Origin of the sequence: Cryobacterium mannosilyticum, assembly GCF_004402705.1 — a bacterium.
GTDB lineage: Bacteria > Actinomycetota > Actinomycetes > Actinomycetales > Microbacteriaceae > Cryobacterium > Cryobacterium mannosilyticum.
In genome coordinates, this window is sequence record NZ_SOFM01000006.1 from 1 (window position 1) to 20,178 (window position 20,178).

At 68.8% G+C, this 20,178-nt stretch carries 19 protein-coding genes; 13 read left to right on the forward strand and 6 right to left on the reverse strand.

Translation table 11 applies throughout. From position 1 onward, the window contains the following. Positions 1-193: 193 nt before the first annotated feature. Positions 194-1,657 carry a cryptochrome/photolyase family protein gene (locus E3O32_RS01175; protein WP_134506190.1) on the forward strand — a complete coding sequence of 488 codons (1,464 nt, stop codon included), beginning with the start codon at positions 194-196 and terminating at the stop codon, positions 1,655-1,657. A 25-nt stretch (positions 1,658-1,682) separates the two neighbouring features. Here the strand turns inward: E3O32_RS01175 and E3O32_RS01180 are convergent, their stop codons facing one another. Beyond that, on the reverse strand, positions 1,683-3,287 hold the full coding sequence (locus E3O32_RS01180) for a PucR family transcriptional regulator (RefSeq protein WP_134506192.1): 1,605 nt from the start codon (positions 3,285-3,287) through the stop codon (positions 1,683-1,685). A 148-nt stretch (positions 3,288-3,435) separates the two neighbouring features. On the opposite strand from E3O32_RS01180, the gene E3O32_RS01185 reads away from it, so the two are divergent. From E3O32_RS01185 to E3O32_RS01215, 7 genes are all read left to right on the forward strand, one after another. After that, positions 3,436-4,314, forward strand: a complete 879-nt coding sequence (locus tag E3O32_RS01185) for a hypothetical protein (RefSeq protein ID WP_134506194.1) — start codon at positions 3,436-3,438, stop codon at positions 4,312-4,314. After that, on the forward strand, positions 4,311-5,420 hold the full coding sequence (gene menC, locus E3O32_RS01190) for an o-succinylbenzoate synthase (protein WP_134506196.1): 1,110 nt from the start codon (positions 4,311-4,313) through the stop codon (positions 5,418-5,420). Before E3O32_RS01185 ends, menC begins: the two co-directional genes overlap by 4 nt. A 97-nt stretch (positions 5,421-5,517) precedes the next feature. Continuing rightward, the gene (locus E3O32_RS01195) at positions 5,518-6,447 is read left to right on the forward strand and encodes an ABC transporter substrate-binding protein (protein ID WP_134506198.1); all 930 of its coding nucleotides are present in this window, start codon (positions 5,518-5,520) and stop codon (positions 6,445-6,447) included. A 4-nt stretch (positions 6,448-6,451) separates the two neighbouring features. Then, entirely contained in the window at positions 6,452-7,435 is a 984-nt protein-coding gene (locus E3O32_RS01200) for an amino acid ABC transporter permease (RefSeq protein ID WP_134506199.1), read from the forward strand. Continuing rightward, complete coding sequence (locus tag E3O32_RS01205; protein ID WP_134506201.1) at positions 7,432-8,283, forward strand: amino acid ABC transporter ATP-binding protein; 852 nt, start codon at positions 7,432-7,434, stop codon at positions 8,281-8,283. Before E3O32_RS01200 ends, E3O32_RS01205 begins: the two co-directional genes overlap by 4 nt. A 79-nt stretch (positions 8,284-8,362) precedes the next feature. Next, positions 8,363-9,316: a Pvc16 family protein gene (locus E3O32_RS01210; RefSeq protein WP_134506203.1), complete on the forward strand. Its 954-nt coding sequence runs from the start codon at positions 8,363-8,365 to the stop codon at positions 9,314-9,316. Between the two features lie 15 nt (positions 9,317-9,331). Next, positions 9,332-9,622 (forward strand): hypothetical protein, encoded by a 291-nt coding sequence (locus tag E3O32_RS01215; protein ID WP_134506205.1) that lies wholly within the window; start codon positions 9,332-9,334, stop codon positions 9,620-9,622. Positions 9,623-9,661: 39 nt separating this feature from the next. Here E3O32_RS01215 and E3O32_RS01220 read toward each other — a convergent pair whose 3' ends face one another. Next, on the reverse strand, positions 9,662-10,483 hold the full coding sequence (locus E3O32_RS01220; protein ID WP_134506207.1) for a DUF429 domain-containing protein: 822 nt from the start codon (positions 10,481-10,483) through the stop codon (positions 9,662-9,664). Between the two features lie 145 nt (positions 10,484-10,628). Between E3O32_RS01220 and E3O32_RS01225 the strand changes: the two genes are divergently transcribed. After that, complete coding sequence (locus E3O32_RS01225; RefSeq protein ID WP_134506209.1) at positions 10,629-12,101, forward strand: sugar porter family MFS transporter; 1,473 nt, start codon at positions 10,629-10,631, stop codon at positions 12,099-12,101. Positions 12,102-12,103: 2 nt separating this feature from the next. Here E3O32_RS01225 and E3O32_RS01230 read toward each other — a convergent pair whose 3' ends face one another. Further along, a complete protein-coding gene (locus E3O32_RS01230) occupies positions 12,104-12,853 on the reverse strand; it encodes an RNase H family protein (RefSeq protein ID WP_134506211.1) in 750 nt (249 codons plus the stop codon). An 85-nt stretch (positions 12,854-12,938) separates the two neighbouring features. Here E3O32_RS01230 and E3O32_RS01235 point away from each other — a divergent pair, with 85 nt between their 5' ends. Then, on the forward strand, positions 12,939-13,418 hold the full coding sequence (locus tag E3O32_RS01235; protein WP_134506213.1) for an NUDIX hydrolase: 480 nt from the start codon (positions 12,939-12,941) through the stop codon (positions 13,416-13,418). Here E3O32_RS01235 and E3O32_RS01240 read toward each other — a convergent pair. Next, positions 13,415-14,596 (reverse strand): MarP family serine protease, encoded by a 1,182-nt coding sequence (locus E3O32_RS01240; protein ID WP_134506215.1) that lies wholly within the window; start codon positions 14,594-14,596, stop codon positions 13,415-13,417. The genes E3O32_RS01235 and E3O32_RS01240 overlap by 4 nt on opposite strands. Positions 14,597-14,779: 183 nt before the next feature. Between E3O32_RS01240 and E3O32_RS01245 the strand changes: the two genes are divergently transcribed. Further along, on the forward strand, positions 14,780-16,003 hold the full coding sequence (locus E3O32_RS01245) for a DUF4192 domain-containing protein (RefSeq protein WP_134506217.1): 1,224 nt from the start codon (positions 14,780-14,782) through the stop codon (positions 16,001-16,003). A gap of 26 nt (positions 16,004-16,029) precedes the next feature. Here the strand turns inward: E3O32_RS01245 and E3O32_RS01250 are convergent, their stop codons facing one another. Beyond that, positions 16,030-17,478 carry an aspartate aminotransferase family protein gene (locus tag E3O32_RS01250; protein ID WP_134506219.1) on the reverse strand — a complete coding sequence of 483 codons (1,449 nt, stop codon included), beginning with the start codon at positions 17,476-17,478 and terminating at the stop codon, positions 16,030-16,032. A 3-nt stretch (positions 17,479-17,481) separates the two neighbouring features. After that, the gene (locus E3O32_RS01255) at positions 17,482-17,964 is read right to left on the reverse strand and encodes an Lrp/AsnC family transcriptional regulator (RefSeq protein ID WP_134506221.1); all 483 of its coding nucleotides are present in this window, start codon (positions 17,962-17,964) and stop codon (positions 17,482-17,484) included. Positions 17,965-18,164: 200 nt separating this feature from the next. On the opposite strand from E3O32_RS01255, the gene E3O32_RS17430 reads away from it, so the two are divergent. Beyond that, a complete protein-coding gene (locus E3O32_RS17430) occupies positions 18,165-19,229 on the forward strand; it encodes an FHA domain-containing protein (RefSeq protein ID WP_241974442.1) in 1,065 nt (354 codons plus the stop codon). Positions 19,230-19,269: 40 nt separating this feature from the next. Beyond that, complete coding sequence (locus E3O32_RS01265) at positions 19,270-20,058, forward strand: PP2C family protein-serine/threonine phosphatase (RefSeq protein ID WP_134506225.1); 789 nt, start codon at positions 19,270-19,272, stop codon at positions 20,056-20,058. Positions 20,059-20,178: the final 120 nt, after the last annotated feature.

The window sequence follows — 20,178 nt, forward strand, 5'->3', positions numbered from 1 at the left end:
ACGGTAATGAAGGGCCATGAACCATTTTCTCAGACCCCTCAAACACGCCCAGGAACGACACGCCCTGCCGGTGGGCAGCCCCATAAAGCAACAGGCTCGACGGCAGGGGCGGGCTGCGAAAAGGGGCGCGCCCGCGGCCCGGTTACCTCGCCGCGATGGCCGTTGAGGGCCTGGCCGCTCTAGGATCGGGACCATGGCGGTGTCGCGTTTCCTGTTTGCCGACCAGCTCGGCCCGCACTTCGACGACGGCGGTCCGCTGCTCATGGTGGAAGCGGTCGGCGTGCTCGGCCGGCATCCGTACCACCGGGCCAAGGCCCACCTGATCCTCAGCGCCCTGCGTCACCGGGTCAGGGAGCTGGGCGACCGGGTCGAGCTCCTGCACGCCGAGCACTATCGAGACGTGCTGGCGGGACGCGATCTTGAAGCCGTTGATCCCACTTCGTGGGGTGCTCGGGCACTGGTGCGCGAACTCGGCGCGCGGGTGCTGCCCAGCCGCGGCTTCGTCACGAGCGAGGACGAGTTCGCGGCCTGGGCCCAGGGCCGACCCCCGTCCCGGTTGGTCATGGACCAGTTCTACCGGCATGTGCGCACCAGCACCGGGCTGCTCATGCGTGGTCCCGACCCTGAGGGCGGCCGCTTCAACTTCGATCACGACAACCGCCGACCGCCGCCCAAGGGGGCGTCGGGCCTCGGCCTGCCAGATCCGTACCGTCCGGTCGAGGACGACATCGACGAACAGGTTCGCGCCGACCTCGACCGGCTGGAGGCCGAGGGACGCATCCGTCTGATCGGGCAGGACGGCCCCCGCCGGTTCGCGGCCACCCGAGCCGAGGCCCTGACGGCGCTCGCCGACTTCGTCGAGACCCGGCTGGGTGATTTTGGACCGTTTGAGGATGCGTCGCTGTTGGGTGATGACGCGATGGCCCATTCGCGCCTGAGCGTTCCGCTCAATCTGGGGCTTCTGCATCCGCGGGAGGTGATCGATGCGGTGGTCGCCGCCTATCACGCCGGGGAAGCCCCGCTGCAGAGCGTGGAGGCCGTGGTTCGGCAGATCATGGGCTGGCGGGACTGGGTCTGGCACCTGTACTGGCATCTCGGCGAGGACTACGTGCGGCGCAGCAATCACCTCGACGCGCAGACGCCCCTGCCCAGGGAGTTCCTCGAACTCGACGGCCGCACCGTGCGGGCACGGTGCCTGAGCCACGTGCTCGACGAGGTCGGCCGCACCGGCTATGCACATCACATCCAGCGCCTGATGATCCTCGGCAATTGGGCGCTGCAGCGCGGCTATCGGCCTGCCGAACTGACCGAATGGTTCACCAACGCGTTCGTCGACGGCACGCCCTGGGTGATGCCCGCCAACGTGGTGGGGATGTCCCAGCACGCCGACGGAGGCATCGTCGCCACGAAGCCGTACGCCTCCGGTGGTGCCTACATCTCGAAGATGAGCGACTACTGCGGTTCCTGCACCTTCAACCCGAAGAAGCGGCTCGGCGAGGATGCCTGCCCGTTCACCGCCGGATACTGGGCCTTCCTCGACCGGGTGGAGCCGCGCATCCGGGGTAATCACCGAATGCAACAGCCGCTCGCCGGCCTGCGCCGTCTCGTCGACCGGGACGCGGTCGTCGAACAGGAGCGCACGCGCACGCAGTGGTGACCCTGGCGCCGCGCGGTCTCGGTGCTCAGTCGAATTCGGCCACGCGGAGGCTGAGCCACAGGGTGAGTGTGTCGTCGGGGTTGCCGAGGTCGACGCCGAACAACTCGCGGGCGCGGCGCAGCCGGTAACGGAGCGTGTTCTGGTGCACCGAGAGCAGGTCGGCCGTCACAGCGGAATCCCGGGAACAATCAAGGTAGGTGCGCACCGTGCGCGCGTATTCGGTGCCGGTGCCGGCATCCAGTTCACGGATGCGCCTGGCCACGGGGGAGACCAACCGGGGCGTGTCCCGGAAGACCTGGGCAAGCTCCAGCAGGGTCAGCTGGCTGCGGGCATCCCGCGCGCTCGCCACCCGGCCGCCTCCTGGTCTGCCGCCGACCAGCAGGAGCACCAGGTCGGCGTCCTGGCGCGACCGGGAGATGCCGCCGAGGGTGAGCATCGACGATCCGACCGCGGCGCGCACCGTGATCCCGAACGCGGACCCGGACCGCGCCACCACACGCTCCGCCACCGCCTCGACCTCGGCCGGTGCTGACCCGGCCTGCCCGCCGAACAGCGCGTAGATCGTGGTGCCGATGACGACGCACTCCGAGCCAGGCTGGTGTGCCTCGCACTGGATGGCGATCAGGTCGATCAGCCGCAGCAGACGGATCTCGTCGCCGGTCGGCGCGAGCTCGGGCTGGAAGGCGAGCACCACGAACGGCCCGGCCGGGTCGAGGCCCAGCTGGGAGGCCAGGAGACGCGAGTCGTCGCCGCCCTCGAGCAGGCGCCGCAGCAGTTCGGCGCGCTGCTGTCGGGCCAGGTCGGCCGTGCTCCGGGCTCGGAGGAGGTGCAGGGCGGCCATGTCGGCGGCGCGTTCCAGCGCGCGCTCGGCATCCGCGTCCAGGTCCCCGGCCGCGTCGACGACCCAGATCGACCCGAGCGGTTGCGCGCCGGCGCGAACGGCCACGGCGAGGCGGTCGAGGCCCGGTGTGAGCCCCGGCACCCGCACGGCGCCCGGTGCGCGGAACACCGCCGCGTACTGGGCCGCGTTCTCCGGCAGGTCCGGTACCCGTCGGCCGAGGATTCCCTCGCGCCGATCGGCGTCGATGATCTGCCCCGGCACGGTCGAGTAGGCCAGGATATGCGTCTGGAGGTCTTCGATCGCCGTGGCGCCGCCGATCATCGCGGCAATCGCGTTCGCCAGGGCGAACAGGTCGCCCACCGGTGTCGCCGAGAGGGAGTTGTCGGCCTCGCTCGCACTGGCCAGAGCGGAGTTGACCAGGGTGTCCACCTGGCGCCAGTCGAGTTCGTCGTCCACCACCAGAAGGGCCACACCCTCGGCGTCCGCCACCGCGGCGAGGGTGTCGACGGACAGGCCGAGCGACTTCACAATGACCGCGCCGAATCCCCGGCGGGCGGCGTCGCGCACGATCCGGGGTGAGTCGGCGTCGGTCGGGTGCACTCCGATACCGAGCAGGATGCCGGCATGAGGCCCGGGCGAGACGCTCAACGGATCGAACAGGGTCGGGCTGGTCAGCGGCAACCGGAGCGAGCTCGGCCGTGAGGCCAGCCGCAGTCCCGACCCGTCGAGCACCGCCAGCAGCTCGGACACACCGATGCCGCCCGCCGGGGAATCCCGTGCATCGGCCACGGCCAAGGCCGCAGTTGTGGAGTGAGGTGTCCGTGATGGTCGCATATCGATCACCGTAGTCGCCGATTGTGCCCCGCGACAATGAAAGACCACTATCTTCATGCTGTGCGACGACGACACGGCGGTTCCGGGTGGCCACACTGGAACAATGTTGCACAGCCTCGAAGTCAGCCTCGAAGTCAGCCCCGTCGTCCGCCAGGCGCAGGACGCGGCGGCCCGTGCCGCAGTGCTCGCCGGCGTGCGGGTGGGCGACGAGTCGGAGCTGGAGCGCCTCCGCGAGGTCGAAGCACTGCTGGTCACGGTGTGGGGCACCACGCAGCACGGCGCCCCGATCCCGACCGACCTGCTCCGGAGCATCAGCCACGCCGGCTGCAACGTCACGGTGGCCTACACCGGCGAGGGGGTCCTCTGCGGTGCCGCCGTGGCGATCGTGTCACCGGGCAACGCCGGGATGTACTCGCTCATCGCGGGAGTCCTTCCGGGCCTGGGCGACGCCGGCGTCGGGTTCGCGCTCAAACAGCACCAACGGGCCTGGGCTCTGGCCCGGGGGATCGACACGATGACCTGGACCTTCGACCCACTGGTGAGCAGGAACGCCCGGTTCAACCTCACGAAACTGGGCGCGCACGCGGAGGAGTACCTCGAGGACTTCTACGGCCCGATGGCGGACGAGATCAACGCGAACGACGAGAGCGACCGGCTCGCGGCGATCTGGCCCCTGGCGAGCCCGGAGGCGGTCGCCTGCAGCGAGGGCGCCCCCCTCGCCACGGATTTGCCGGCCTTCACCCCGGACCAGGTGCGCGCCACCGGCCCGGACGGCCACCCCAGCACGGTCCAGGCAGCCGGGTCGACCTGGTGCCGCGTGCCGACCGATATCGTCGCGCTCCGGGTCAGGGACCCCGGCGAGGCCGCCGCCTGGCGGACCGCGACCCGCACACTCTTCACCACGGCATTCGCCTCCGGGCTCGCCGCCCACGGGGTCACCCGATCCGGCTGGTACCGGCTCGCAATCAAAGGACAGCAATGAGAATCGAAAACATCGAACTGCGTCGCGTCACCCTCCCGCTGGTGAGCCCGTTCCGCACCTCTTTCGGCACCTCGACGGAACGCGAGACCACTCTCGTGCGGGTCAGCACCGCCGACGCGGAGGGGTGGGCGGAATGCGCCGCCGAACCTGACCCCCTCTACAGCCCCGAATTCCTCGACGGAGCCGACCTGGTCATCCGTGACCACCTCGTGCCGCGGCTGCAGGCGCTGGGAGACGCGCTCACCGCCGAACATGTGGCCACCGCCCTCGCCCCGGTCAAGGGACACCCGATGTCCAAGGCCGTGCTCGAGACGGCCATTCTCGACGCCCAGCTCAAGGAGACCGGGGTCTCCTTCGGCCGGTACCTCGGCGCCGTGCACGACATGGTGCCGGCCGGCGTCTCGGTGGGCATCATGGATTCGCTGGACGAACTGCTCGACGCGGTCGCCGGTTACCTCGCCGAGGGGTACCTGCGGATCAAGCTGAAGATCGAACCGGGCTGGGACCTGCTGCCCGTTCGCGCCGTGCGGGAGCGCTTCGGTGACGAGATCCTGTTGCAGGTCGACGCCAACACCGCCTACAGCCTCGCGGATGCCCGCCACCTCGCCCGTCTCGACCCGTTCGACCTGCTCCTGATGGAACAGCCGCTCAAGGAAGACGACATCCTCGGCCACGCCGCCCTCGCCAGGCTGATCAAGACCCCGATCTGCCTCGACGAATCGATCGAGTCCGCCCGGGACGCGGCGGCGGCGATCACGCTCGGCGCGTGCAGCATCATCAACGTGAAGCCGGCCCGGGTCGGCGGCTACCTCGAGGCCAGGCGCATCCACGACGTCGCGGCGGCCCACGGAGTCCCGGTCTGGTGCGGCGGCATGCTCGAAACCGGCATCGGGCGGGCCGCGAACGTCGCCCTGGCCGGCCTGCCGAACTTCGTGCTGCCGGGGGACACCTCCGCCTCCAACCGCTACTACGCCCAGGATCTCACCGCCCCGTTCGTGCTCGAGGACGGTCACCTGCGGGTGCCCACCGGGCCCGGCATCGGCGTCGACGTTCTGCCCGACGTGCTCGCCGACGTCACGACGGCCAGGACCGACATCAGGTTCTAGCAGGTCGGCCCGTCCGCCTCGCAGTTGCCCCGCCTCACCTCTTTTCCGCTGCATCAGTTTCGCCCTACCCCGCGCCACCCCAGTCAGGAGAGCACGAATGAAGATTGACAAACGAACCGGCCGGTCCGTTCTGCTGGCAGCCTCGATCGGGGTCACCGCGGCGCTGGTGCTGGCGGCGTGCTCCGCCTCGGGTACCTCGCCGGCGCCGCAGGCGCCGTCCACTGCCGACGTCGACGCTGCCGCGGCGGCGGCGCTGCCGGCGAAGTACAAGGACGCAGGCACCATCAAGGTCGCCTCCGACATCCCGTTCCCGCCGATGGAGATGTTCGACGACAACCAGGTGCTCACCGGGTTCGACTACGACCTCGCCCAGGCCATCGGCGCCAGACTCGGCGTGACCATGGAACTGCAGACCCAGGCCTTCGACAGCATCATCCCCTCGCTCCAGTCCGGCAAGCACGACGTGATCATGTCCGGGATGAACGACACCCCCGAGCGCCAGAAGACGATCGACTTCGTCGACTACTTCCACGCCGGGTTCTCCATCCTCGTGCCCGCAGGGAACCCCGGCAAGATCGCCACGGTGCTCGACCTCTGCGGCAAGGACGTCGCCGTGCAGAAGGCGACCGTGCAGGCCGAGATCCTGCGCGGCTACGACGCCGAGTGCACGGCGGCCGGCTCCGGCCCGATGAAGATCGCCGAACTCCCACTGGAGACGGACGTGCAAACGGCGGTTCGCTCAGGAAAGGCCATCGCCGATGTCGTCGATTCCGCAGTCGCCTCCTACGCTGCCCAGACCGCGGGCGGCGGGAAGCTGTTCGAAGTCGTGCGCGACCCGGCCAACCCGGCCGGCTACAACCCGGTCTACACCGGCATCGGCGTGCTCAAGAAGGATTCCGGGCTGAGCCAGGCCCTGCTGCTCGCGCTGCAGGCTGTCGTGGCCGACGGCTCCTATGCGGAGATCCTGAAGAAGTACGACATGGGCGACTACGCCGTCGACGCTGCCGGCCTCAACCTCGGGTCGTGACCGGATGACGCAGGCAACCCTGACCGGGCCGGGCCGTGCCCCCGCCGGCCCGGCGGTCGAGATCGACCCGGATGACATCGTCGCCGTGCCGCTCGGGCATCCGTGGCGCTGGATCCTCGCCGTCTTCCTGCTGATCGGATTCGTGAGCCTCGGCATCTCGCTCTGGCAGAACGAGAACATCGACCACCCCACGATCACCGAATTCATCTTCAACCCCCGGATCCTCAGTGGCGTCGTGCTCACCATCATGCTCACGGTCGTCGCCATGCTGGTGTCCTCCGTGCTGGGGGTGCTGCTCGCCGTGATGCGGCTCTCGAACAACCCGGTGATGAACACCCTGGCCTGGCTCTACGTCTGGGCGTTCCGTGGCACCCCCCTGCTGATCCAGATCGTGTTCTGGGGCTATCTCGGGCTGCTCTACTCCCAGATCTCGATGGGCATCCCGTTCACCGATTTCACGATCTTCTCCGTCGACACGAACACGCTGATCCCGGCCCTCACCGCCGGGCTCCTCGCCCTCACCCTCAACCAGGCCGCCTACTCGGCGGAGATCGTGCGCTCCGGCATGCTCTCCGTCGACGAGGGCCAGTACGAGGCCGCCTACTCAGTCGGGATGAGCCCGGTCTTCACCCTGTTCAAGGTGGTCCTGCCCCAGGCGATGCGGGTGATCATCCCGCCGATGGGCAACGAGACGATCTCGATGCTCAAGAACACCTCCCTGCTGTCGGTCATCGCCGTGCTCGAGCTCTACACGGTCGCCACCCAGATCTCCTCCCAGAATCTGCGCCAGGTCGAGCTGCTCCTCGTCGTGAGCTGCTGGTATCTCTTCCTCACCTCTGTGCTGTCGATCCCGCAGTACTACCTCGAGCGCTACTACGGCCGAGGCAAGGCCAGGAGCCTCCCGCCGACCCCGTTCCAACGACTCCGCGCCGCTCTCCGGCGCACCCCGATCAACACTCACCGCACCGACAGTCAGGACGCCTCATGACCGGAGCAGACCCAGGCACGTCCGTGGCGACCTCGCGAGCGACAACCGCGAGTCTCGCCTCCGAGCCGGATGCCCACGGGGTTGCGGTCGCACCGCTGCTCAGTGCCCTCAAAGTGCGCAAAAGCTACGGCGGAGTGGAGGTGCTGAAGGGAATCTCGCTCGCCGTGAACCCGGGGCAGGTCATGTGCCTCCTCGGGCCGTCGGGTTCGGGGAAGTCCACGTTCCTGCGCTGCATCAACCACCTCGAGCGCATCGACGGCGGCCGGATCTCGGTCGGCGGTGAACTCGTCGGCTACGCCCAGCGCAAAGACCGCATCTTCGAGATGAACCCTCGCGAGGTTGCCAGGCAGCGTCGAGGGATCGGCATGGTCTTCCAGCGCTTCAACCTCTTCCCGCACATGACCGCGCTCGAGAACATCACAGCCGCACCGATCGGGGTGCGCCGGATCTCCAAACAGAACGCGAAGGACCGCGGCCTCGAACTTCTCGACCGCGTGGGCCTGGCCAGCCTGGCCCAGTCGTATCCGGCCCAGCTTTCCGGTGGGCAGCAGCAGCGCGTCGCGATCGCCCGCGCGCTGGCCATGGATCCCCAGCTGCTCCTCTTCGACGAGCCGACCAGCGCCCTGGATCCCGAACTCGTCGGCGACGTGCTGGATGTGATGCGCACCCTCGCCGCGGACGGAATGACCATGGTCGTCGTGACCCACGAAATCGGCTTCGCCAGGGGCGCTGCCGACGTTGTGGTCTTCATGGACGGCGGGGTCGTCGTCGAGTCCGGGCCGCCGGCCGAGGTGCTCGACAACCCGCAGAGTCCACGCACCCGGGCATTCCTGGACAGTGTGATCTAGAAAGGGTCGACCTCGAACCGTCGCCGGAGTACGGTGACAACTGGGTGCGGGCTCACCGCGGCCAGAAGACGGAGTCGTCATGTCGTCACTGACAAACTACGGCCAGGCGATCGCATCGACCACCATCGCGCTTCAGGAACTGCTGGCCTCTCCGCTGGTCGGGTTGCAGGCCACCATTCGGGCGCCCGGCGAGGCCCGGACCGGCCTGACCGGGGCGTCCGTGAACCTGTTCCTCTACAGCGACGGCCTGATCAGCTACCGTGAGGCCAGCACCCAGCACGGCCCGAGCCGGGTCATCGCCGAGCTGCACTACCTGGTCAGCGCTTTTCCCGCGGACGACGGAGACACGGATGCCGCCAGCCACCGGGCCTTCGGCGCCGCCAGGGCCGCGATCGAGCGGCACCCGGTGCTCACCGTGCCGGTCGGGTCGGCGGACAGCCTCCAGGTCTGGCTCACCTCGTCGCCCCTGACCGCCGAGTCGCTCACCGCTCTCTGGCTGGCGTCAGGGGCGCCGCTGCGGTTGTCCTTCGGGGTGATGGCGTCGTTCACCCTCGACGCGGCCGAACGGGTCGCCGTGGTCGGCACGGTGCACGACGTTGTGCAACTCGCCGGGGCGGGGGCGATCGCCGTGTTCAGCGGCACGGATGCGGCGGCGAAGGCGGCCGCGGCGGCATCCGTGGCGCAGGAACTGGGCAAGGCCCTCGTGACCGTGCCGCTCGCCTCGATCGTCAGCCGCGACATGGACGAAACCGAGCACAATCTCACCGCGCTGTTCGAGCAGGCCGAGCACCGGGGGGCTGTCCTGCTGATCGACGAGGCCGAGGACCTGTTCGGCGTGCGCCCGGAGGTGCTCGACATCGACGACCCATACTCCGCGATCGAGATCGGCCAGGTTCTGGACCGGCTCGGCCGGTCGCCGAGCGTCGTGATCATCGCGATCCGGGACTCGGCCGGCGATGAGCTGGCCGACCGCGCCAGGGTCGAAGTGCGGTTCCCGGACGAGGGGCAGGCCGACCCGGCACCGGCCGGTTGAGCCTACGCTGGCTGTATGCCCTCGTTCCGCATCGAAATGACCATCGGCGCGGTGAAACCGGGTGTCGCCCCGCAGTCCGTGCTCCCCGCCGCAGCCGCCGCGGCCGCCGCGCTGACCACCGTGGAGGCCTCCGACCTGGCCGTCGTGGCCGGTGCGGCCCGGGCGACCGTGCGGTTCAGCGCAGACGACCCGTCAGACGCGCTCCGGATCGGGCACGCCGTGCTCGTCGCCACCGGCAGGGTGGCCGATCCGCAGTCCTGGCGGGTGACCGAACGGATCAGAGGTCGCTGGCTCCCGGTGCGCTGACCCGCCCGGCGGCGCTCAGGCGCCCGGGCCCACCGTGCTTCAGCGCGGCCGGCGCTGCTCCGGCCGGGCCGGCGCGATGATCGTGGCCCGGTGCCCATCGGGGGAGAGCTGGTCGTCCGCACCGAGCACCTGGCTACGCTCGATGCCGTGGTGCCACCAGAGCGACGCGGTCCACGCGCTGACCAGGGCGTCGATCAGGTCCTCCCGGTGTTTGTAGGCCCGGTCGAGCAGCGGCGAGTGGCTGGTGACCAGGGCATCCGACACCGGGTGGGTGGACAGGTCCAGGGGTGGCGTCGCAGCATGCAGCCGCCATAGCCGCTGGATGAGGTCGTCGCACACGAACGCCCGGGCGGCGCGACGCTGGTCGGGAGGGAGGGCCGACCCCATCCGCTTGTAGCGCGGCCGTTTGTCGTCGTACCCGAACTCCTCGGCGCCGACCAGGGTCGTGTACGGGTAGCACTCGAAGAAACTGGCGGTGGCCGGGTCCACCGGCGACAGGCCGTCGGTGTAGGTCCAGCCGGATGCCTCGAGCCGACGACGGATCGATACGCCGCCCTGCCACGGGCGGGCGAGGTTGGAGGCGTTCGCGGAGACGAACCAGCCGCCGTAGCGGCTGCCGGTCTCACGTTCGCACAGTCGCATCCCGGAAGGATTGTTCACCACCAGCGGGGCGTCGATCGCGAGCACCGCGCCCGGCTCCCACATCGAGTCGATCCACTCGAGCACGGCCTCGGTGCCCCTGGCCCAGCCGGCGCCGAGGACCTGGCCCTCTTCGTCGATGCAGGCCAGGCCGGTTTCGTTGGCCGGTTTGGTGGCCGTGCCTTCGGCCCAGGCCAGATCAACTCCGAGGAATCGCGTCATGCGTCATAGATAGCACACGCGCCTGTCACCCGAAGTGGGCGTTCCGCCTGCACCAGGGCATCCGGTAAAATTTGGCCGATTTTTCCGGCAGAGACCGCCGGGCGTAGCCTCGGAAGGTTGTCCCACAGAACTGAGGTCGCCGAAAATGAAGCAAAAACTACAACCGTCGACAAACGGAAAGGTCATCGCACTCGCGGTAGCCGGGGCCTTCGGAGGATTCCTCTTCGGGTTCGATGCGTCGGTCATCAATGGCGCCGTCAATGCCATTCAGGATGAGTACTCGCTCAACGCCACCCTGACGGGTCTGGCCGTGGCGAGCGCGCTGCTCGGGGCCGCGGGCGGTGCGTATCTCGGCGGGAGCGTGGGCGACCGGTTCGGTCGCATCCCCGTCATGCTGCTCGGCTCGATTATGTTCTTTATTAGCTCGGTTGGATCGGCCTTCGCCTTCGGCGTCTTCGACCTTGTGCTCTGGCGCATTGTCGGTGGCCTCGGGATCGGACTCGCCTCCGTTGTCGCTCCGGCGTACATCGCCGAGATCTCGCCCCGGCAGATGCGTGGGCGGCTGGGATCGCTCCAGCAACTCGCCATCACCATCGGCATTTTCTCGGCGCTGCTCTCCGACGCGGTCTTCGCCAATACCGCCGGCGGCGCCGGCGAACCGTCCCTGTTCGGGCTCGACGCCTGGCGCTGGATGTTCCTCGCCTGCGCCCTGCCCGCCGCCGTGTACTTCGTCATCGCCAGGCTCCTGCCGGAATCGCCGCGCTTCCTCGTGCTCAAGGAACGCGAGGACGAGGCCCGCGCCGTCTTCGCGAAGCTCTGGCCGAACGGCGACGTGGACCGTGAGATCCGCGACATCAAGACGTCGATCGCGGTCGACAAGCGCGCTGCCCGCTCCGGTTCGCTCCGGGGCAAGGCCCTGGGACTCCGGCCGATCGTCTGGGTCGGGATCATCCTGTCCGTCTTCCAGCAGTTCGTCGGCATCAACGTGATCTTCTTCTACTCGACCACGTTGTGGAAGGCGGTGGGCTTCGAGGAGTCCAGTTCCCTGACCATCTCCGTGTTCACCGGTCTCACCAACATCCTGGTCACCTTCGTCGCCATCGCACTCGTCGACCGGATCGGCCGGCGGCCGATCCTGATGACCGGTTCGATCGGGATGACCCTGTCGCTGGCCACCATGGCGATCGCGTTCAGCCAGGCGGTGACCGTGAACGGTGAACTCAGCCTGCCCGGCGCCTGGGGTCCGATCGCCCTGGTCGCGGCGAACGTGTTCGTGATCTTCTTCGGTGCGTCGTGGGGTCCGGTGGTCTGGGTGCTGCTCGGGGAGATCTTCCCGAACACGATCCGAGTGAAGGCCCTCGGAATCGCGGCCGCCGCGCAGTGGGTCGCCAACTTCCTGGTCGCCGTCACGTTCCCACCGCTGGCGGCGCTGTCGTTGCCGTTGACCTACGGGATGTACGCGGTGTTCGCGGCACTGTCCTTCGTCTTCGTCCTGACCAAGATCCCGGAGACCAACGGGATGTCGCTCGACGAGGCGAACACCCTGCTGCCGCCGAAGAACGCGGCGAAGAAGGCCGCCGCGAGGCTCGCCGCGGAGAAGGTGCCCGTCAGGGTCTGATCCTAGATCAGGCCGCGCAGCAGCTCCTCGGAGCTGACCCCGAGGCGGCCGGCCCGCTCGGCGAGGCGCGCGTGCTCGTCGACGGAAAGCGTCAGCGAGATCGTGCGGCCGGGTGCGGCGGCCGCCTCCGGCCCGGCGGAATCGAACGAGAAGAGTTCGGGATGCGCCGAGCGGCCGGCGGGCTTCGAGGCCGGTGGCGCGGTGGCAGGCCGCTCCGCCGCACCGCGCCGCGCCGGCGTGCTGCGAACGACGGCGGTTGAGGCGTCGGGGGCCGGCACGAGGTCGCCGGTTCGCACCCACCCCGGGCCGGGCTTGAACGGGACCTTGCGCTGGAACGCCTCGGAGACGGCGCGGGCGCGGCTGTCCGCGGCCTCGTTCAGCGGATGATTCGCGTGCCCCTTGACCCATTCGAACCGGTATCTGCGGCCGACCAGCGCGGCGTCGATCTCCTGCAGCAGTTCGAGGTTGAGCACGGGCTTGCCGTCGGCCTTGCGCCAGCCCTTGGCCTTCCAGCCGCGCATCCATTTCGTCACGGAGTTGATCACGTACTGGCTGTCGCAGAGCACGAGAAGGTCGTCCTCGAGGTGCGCGGTCGCCCGGAACAGCTCCAGCACGGCCTTGAGCTCGCCCTGGTTGTTCGTGGCGTGCTCCCACCCGCCGGCAGCCCAGCAGAAGTCGTTGACGTACCACGCCCATCCGGCCGGACCGGGATTGCCGAGCGCGGAGCCGTCAGCGGCGGCGATGATGGTCATTGCTGGCCTTTCGTCTGGTCCCGTGAACCGGGACCTGTCCATTTTGCCACCGGGACGACCGCGACCCCGCCGCTAGGCTCTTTTCATGGCCACTCCCGACTTCATCCTCGGACTCCGCGAGAGCATCGGGCATGCCCCGTTATGGCTGAGCGGCGTCACCGCTGTCGTCGTGCGGGATGCCGAGGTGCTCCTCGTGCGCCGCGTCGACACGGGCCACTGGTCGTCCGTGGCCGGCGTCATCGATCCCGGTGAAGAGCCCGCGGATGCTGCGGCCCGCGAAATCCTCGAGGAGGCCGGTATCGTCGCCGAGGTGGAAGCCCTCGTCGGCGTCTTCACCCGCGAGCCGCTCAGCTACGCGAACGGGGACCAGGCGCAATACCTCGACCTCGTCTTCCGCTGTCGGTGGGTGAGCGGAGAGCCGCACCCCGCCGACGGTGAGAACACGGCGGCGGCGTGGTGGCCCCTCGACGCGCTCCCGGCGCTGCCGGACACCCACGCCGAGCGACTGCGGCTGGCGGTCTCCCACCAGGGCCCGGCGGCCTTTCGCCGCCGGAACGGAGGCTAGCCCTTGATGCAGTCCCCGGAGGAGACCGGAGCCGAAAGCGCCGCCGCCTGGGCGGCCACCGGGTCGACTTCCTCCATCGCGAGAGCGTAGCCGAGGTTGTTCGTGACGGTTGACTTGGCGAAAATGACTCCGGCCACCTGGCCGGCCTCGCTCAGGAGCGGCCCCCCGGATTCGCCGTGCTGCACGTCCGCAGCGAGCGTGTAGAGCTGCCGCTGCGCCGGTTCCTGGCCGTAGATGTCGGCGACGAGCGCCGGGGCCACGGCGACGACCTGGGCCGGCCCGGAATCGAACGGGCCGCCGTAGGGGTAGCCGTCGCTGACGGCCCGGCTGCCCGGGGCGAGGTTGGGACCGAGTTCGAGCGCAGGGGCGGAGAGGCCGCTCACGGCGATGACGGCCAGGTCGACGACCGGGTCGAAGTAGACGACCTGGCCTGGCCTGGCGTTGCCGCCCGGCGTGACGACGACGGGTTCGGTCACCCCGGCGACGACGTGGGCGTTGGTGAGCACGCGGTCCTCGGCGATGACGAAACCGCTGCCCGACTGGTTCTGCCCGCAGGCGTAGGCGGTGCCGGTGATCTTCATCACGGATTGCCGGGCCGCGAGCAGTGCGTCGGTGTCGGCGGAGACAGGCGGGATGGTCGGCATCGGCCCGTTGAAGGCCTCGACCACCCGGGGGAGCCCTTCGCTGACGACGACGGAGCGCAGCTGGGCGAGGAACGACTTCAGCGGGTCGGGGGTCAGGGTGTCGATCGACCGGATCACGCCGGAGGAGGCGATGGCCGGAGAGAGCAACGGCACGCCCAGCCCGCCGATGCTGAACGCGAGCATCGACACGACGAGGGCGGAGGCGACGACCGCGGCTCCGGCGCCGAGCATCCGGTCTGCCAGGCGCAGCTTGGTGCGGGCGCTGTGCGGGCGAAGGGACCGGCCGATCGAGCTGCCGAGTGAGAGGCCGCCGACCAGGAGCACCCCGGCCGTTGCGAGGGTGGCGGCCGTGCGCCATTCGGCGGCGGGAACCCAGGTGCCGACCACGGGAACGAGGAAGTAGGCGGCGACGCCACCGGCGATGAGCCCGGCGATGCTGCTCAGGCTGCCGATCAGGCCGCTGCGGAAGCCCGAGGCGAGGTAGCTCACCAGCAGCAGGACCAGGAGGATGTCAACAATCGTTGAACCTGGCATTCGTGGACCCTGCGCTTTCGTCGGTGCCCGGCGTTCACCCTCGGCATTTCTTGCTCAAGAGTACGGTGCCGCCGCGCCATCGCATCATTCGTGGGAGTCATCCACAGGCAGCCTGAAGGTGCGGTTGTCCACCGATTGCGTCGGAGGCGGTCGCAGCTTCGGCCGAAAGGCAAGGGTTGCCGCATGAACAGGACAATCGTCAAGACCAGGGAAGCGCATGACTTCCTCGCGCTCGTGCCGCAACTCGTCGGATTCCAGCCGGAACGGAGCATGGTGCTCGTGGCGTTCCGAGGCAACCGCACCTGCGGGGCCATGCGCTTCAACCTGCCGGCAGCCGGCGCATCCCGCACAGTGTTGCGGAGAATCGCGTCTACCCTCGTCGGCACGCTGTGCCGGATCCCCGGGGTGGACGCTGTCGTGCCGGTGGTCTACACGGAGGAGACGTTCGCGTCGGTGGCCGGGCTGCCGGCGGAGCGGTTCGCCGAAACCGTGTGTGCGCGGGCGGAACTGTCCGGCTTCCTCGTTCGGGACGCGCTCTGCGTCGCACCGGACGGCTGGGGGTCCTACCGTGACCCGTCCTGCCCGGCCGGCGGGCATCCGCTGGCGGACATCGCCGGATCGGAGGTGCAGCGGGCCATCCCTGCCGAGGCCCGCCGTGACCTGGCCAGCCTGCGCAGCCGGGCCGACCTGCCCCGTGTCGACCTCGCCGCGCGGGAGCGGGTCGGCCGCCGGCTGGCCCGCTACCAGAGGCTCGGCGGAAAGGAGGAGACCGTTCCCGAGCTGCTCGCGATGGTCGGTGACATCCTCGATCCGGTCGCCAGAGCGGAGGCGGCCCTGGACTGGGATCCGGGCGCCCTCGATCCCGCGGACGTGGCGGCGCTGCTCTTCCTGCTGCAGGGCCCTGCCTGCCGTGACCAGATGATGCTGCAGTTCGCGTTCGGTGAGGCGGTCGGCGCGCTCACCCACGCGCTGAACCTGCGGTACGCGGCCATCCAGGGCGCCACGGGGCAGAGCATGGACGACATCGTGCGGGCCGAGCGGGAACGGAACGGTGACGACGAACCCGACGCGAAACGGACGAGCGACCTGATCCTCGGTCTCACGACCGTGCGGCCGGACCCCGACCGCATCGAACGGGCGGTGCGGTTGCTGTTGACCGTGGTCGCCCTGGCCCCGCGCCGGGCCAGGCCTGCCCCGTATTGCATGCTCGCCTGGTTGTCCTGGGCGATGGGCCGCGGTTCGGTGGCGGGCATCTTCGTCGACCGGGCGCTGGCCGTCGACCCTCGCTACGGCATGGCGGACCTGCTGGACACGCTCGTCTCCTCAGGGCACCTGCCGGACTGGGCGTTCGCGGTGCCGTTCGATGAAGAACGGCCACCGGAGACGACGAGTCCGGCCGGGGCCTGAAGTGAGGGTCCGTCTGCCGGCCCGGGCTAGAGGTACTTCGGCGCCTCCGACAGCACCCCGTGCAGGATTTCGCCGATCTCGCGGAACTCGGCCGGTCCGATGGTCAGCGGGGGAGCGAGCTGAACCACCGGGTCGCCCCGGTCGTCGGCCCGGCAGTAGAGGCCCGCCTCGAACAAGGCCTTGGACAGGTAGCCGCGCAGCAGGCGCTCCGACTCGGCGTCGGTGAAAGTCTCCTTGGTTGCCTTGTCCTTGACCAGTTCGATGCCGAAGAAGTAGCCCTCGCCGCGCACATCGCCCACGATCGGCAGGTCGAGCAGCTTCTCGAGCTCGGCGCGGAAGACAGGCGAATTCTCGCGCACGTTCTCGTTGAGCTTCTCCTCCTCGAAAATGTCGAGGTTGGCCAGCGCCACAGCCGACGACACCGGGTGGCCGCCGAAAGTGTAGCCGTGGTAGAACGTGGTGTCGCCGTGCTTGAACGGTTCGTAGATGCGGTCGCTGACGATGGTCGCGCCGATCGGCGAGTAGCCGCTCGTCATGCCCTTCGCGCAGGTGATCATGTCCGGCTCGATCCCGAAGGTGGTGGAGGCGAACATGTTGCCGATCCGGCCGAAGGCGGTGATGACCTCGTCCGCGACGAGCAGCACGTCGTACTGGTCGCAGATTTCGCGGACCCGCTTGAAGTAGCCGGGGGGCGGCGGGAAGCATCCGCCAGAGTTCTGGACGGGCTCCAGGAACACGGCGGCAACCGTCTCCGGGCCCTCGAACTGGATCATCTCCTCGATCCGGTTCGCGGCCCACAGGCCGAACTTCTCCACGTCGTCGCCGAGGCCGGAGCCCATCTCGTCCGCGCGGTAGAAGTTGGTGTTGGGAACCCGGAAACCGCCGGGCGTGACCGGTTCGAACATCTCCTTCATGGCCGGGATCCCGGTGATCGCCAGGGCGCCCTGCGGTGTGCCGTGGTAGGCGACGTTGCGGGAGATCACCTTGTGCTTGGTCGGCCGGCCCTGCAGTTTCCAGTAGTACTTGGCCAGCTTGAAGGCGGTCTCGACCGCTTCGCCGCCGCCGGTGGAGTAGAAGACGCGGTTCAGGTCGCCGGGAGCGTAGGACGCCAGCCGGTCGGCCAATTCGATCGCGTTCGGGTGCGCATAGGACCAGATCGGGAAGAAGGCCAGTTCCTCGGCCTGCCTGGCCGCCACCTCGGCCAGGCGTTTGCGCCCGTGGCCGACGTTCACGGTGAACAGGCCGCTGAGCCCGTCGATGTATTTCTTGCCGTGCGAGTCCCAGATGTGATGACCGAGGCCCTTGGTGATGATCGGTACCCCGGCGCCGGACTCCAGCACGGACTGGCGGGAGAAATGCATCCAGAGGTGGTCCTTCGCCTTCTGCTGCATCGCCGCGTTCTCGGCGTCGGTGAAGACGGGAGGCGATGCTTCGGCGGAGATTGTTTCGGTGGTTTCAGGCGCAGTGATTGTCATTTTTTACCGTGTTCCCCAGTTGTAGAGCTGTTTGTGGAGTTTGAGATAGACGAAGGTCTCGGTGGAGTTGACTCCCTCGAGGCTGCGGATCTGCGAGTTGAGCAGAGCGATGAGCTCGTCGTCGTCTTCGCAGACGACCTCAGCGAGGATGTCGAACGATCCAGCGGTGAGCACGACATAGTCGACGGCCGGGATGGCGGCGAGCTTGTCGGCCAGGATCCGGGTGTCGCCGCTGGCGCGGATGCCGATCATGGCCTGGCGGTAGAAGCCGAGCTGCATCGGATCGGTCACGGCGACCACTTGCATGACGCCGGACTCGGTGAGCTTCTGCACCCGCTGCCGCACCGCTGCTTCGCTGAGGCCCACGGCCTTGCCGATCTCGGCATAGGAACGCCGCCCGTCGACCTGCAGCTGTTCGATGATCTTCTTGGATACCTCGTCCAGCTGGGCGGGCTTCGCTGCCGCACCACGTCCATTTGCGCTCATCCAGCGATTATGTCAGTGAGATTGCCATTCGGCAAGGGATTCCGTAGCCAAAAGGGTGCAAAACTGCGGAATCCAGAGCTATGACTGGATTACTGGTCGCCCTTTCGTCGCCGGCGGGATGTGCGGACAATGAGTCGTGCCGGACAATGTGTCGTGCCGGACAATGGGTCGGGTCGGACACTGAGCGGAAGGCCGGTTCTATGGCACGCGTTGGGTACCTGGTGGCGCCGGGGGAAGAGGCCGAGTGGTCCTTCGTCGTCGGGCGCGCATTCCTGGCCGCCCTCCCGGCGGCGACGCCGACCGCGGTCGTGGCCGCGCTGGACGCCCTGTCCGGCGAGCAGACGGTGGAGGCGGAGGCGCTGGTCGCGCTGCTGCCGCTACGCGGCGACCAGGCGGTCGCCAGCTTCGCGGTGATCGTGCAGCGGGATCCCACCGACGAGGACGGCGTGCCGGTGTCGGTGATAGTGCGCGGCGAGATCGCGGTCGACGTGTTCTCGGTGGGTGGGTCACGGCGATTCGTGGCCGGAGACATCCGTCCGTGGCTGCTCGCCGATTTCCGGGCCGTGACCGGCCTCGTGATCGGCGGCCCGGGGCGCGCAGTCGTGCCGGCCGGGCTGCTCGACTCCGGACGACTCTTCCTCGGCGGCACGGTCTCGGCGAGCCGGCTGTTCTGGACGCTCGTGGATCAGCCCGAGAGCATGGAGGCGACGATCATCCGCGCCCCGCGCCCGCCGGCCGTCGACGCGGACACGGTGCTCCGCGTGCCGAGGGTGCAGGAGGACACGGTGATCCTGCCGCCGCCGGGTTCCCGGGGACGGCGGCATGGGTCCGTTCCGGCCGACGTCGTCGCCCCGGCGGGTCAGGCGGGACAGGGGCGACAGGCGGGACAGGAGGCCCGGCCGGCCGCTTCCGACCGCGTGCTCTATGGACTGCGCCTGCCCGACGGAACGGAGCTGCGGCTCGATACGGCCTGCCGGCTGGGTCGGCACCCGCGTCCGGCCCGGGTGGCCGAAGTGCCGCCGCCGCGGCTGTTCGAGGTGGCTTCGCCGACCTCGGCCGTGTCGGGAACCCACCTCGACATCCGCCAGGTCGGCGACTCGGTGGTGGTGACAGATCTCGGCTCCACGAACGGCACCGTCGTCACGCTTCCCCGGCGACGCCCGCAACGGCTGGTCTCCGGGCAGTCCCTCGCCGTGCTCCCCGGTACGAGACTGGACATCGGGGACGGTAATATCATCGAGATCCTCCCCACGAACGGCGACTAGCCGGCTCCGTGTCCACGCGCCAATTTTGGAAGGCACAATCGTGACCCAGATTGGTCAGAGCTCAACCGGCATCAGGATCGAGCTTCCGTCGCTGCATAAGACCGTCACACTGGCCTGGGCGGCGCTGACCGACACCGGGCACCGCCGCGAGGTCAACGAGGACAGCCTTCTTTCCGAGCCGCCGATCTTCGCCGTCGCCGACGGCATGGGCGGGCACTCGGCCGGCGACGTCGCCAGTGCCGCGGTGGTCACCCGGCTGGCCGAATTCGCCGGGCGCGATCACCTCGAACCCGACGCGATCAACGGGGCGCTCAGTCTCGCCGTCTCCGACATGGCAACGGGCGAAGGCGTCACGGACCTCGGAACCGGGACGACGGTGACCGGGGTCGCCATCGCTGTCGTCTCCGGGGTGCCCCAGTGGATCGTCTTCAACATCGGTGATTCACGCGTGTACCAGTTGACCTCCGGCGTTCTCGAACAGGTCACCACCGACCACTCCGTGGTGCAGGAACTCGTCGACGCCGGGCGCATCACCCGCGATGAAGCGGATGTGCACCCCCACGGCAATATCATCACCCGGGCCGTCGGATTCCACGAGCCGCCGGTCCCCGACTACCGGGTGCTTCCGATCCAGCCGGGGATGCGACTGCTGATCTGCTCAGACGGCCTCACCAAGGAACTCACGGCCTACGGCATCCGTCATTTCCTGATCTCGAACCCGCGGGCAGCCGACGCGGCGAAGTCGCTTGTCGACGCCGCACTCGAGAACGGCGGACGCGACAATGTCACCGTGATCGTGCTCGACGTGATCGATGTCGGCGAGGTCTAACCTCAGCCGTACCCCCAGAGTTGGGGTAGTCGCTTCAGGCTGTGCGGCTCGACCGTTGCCTAGACTTATCAGACGCTCGTTCGTTTTACCCGTTCGACGAGCGTTCACAGCACGCTCGAC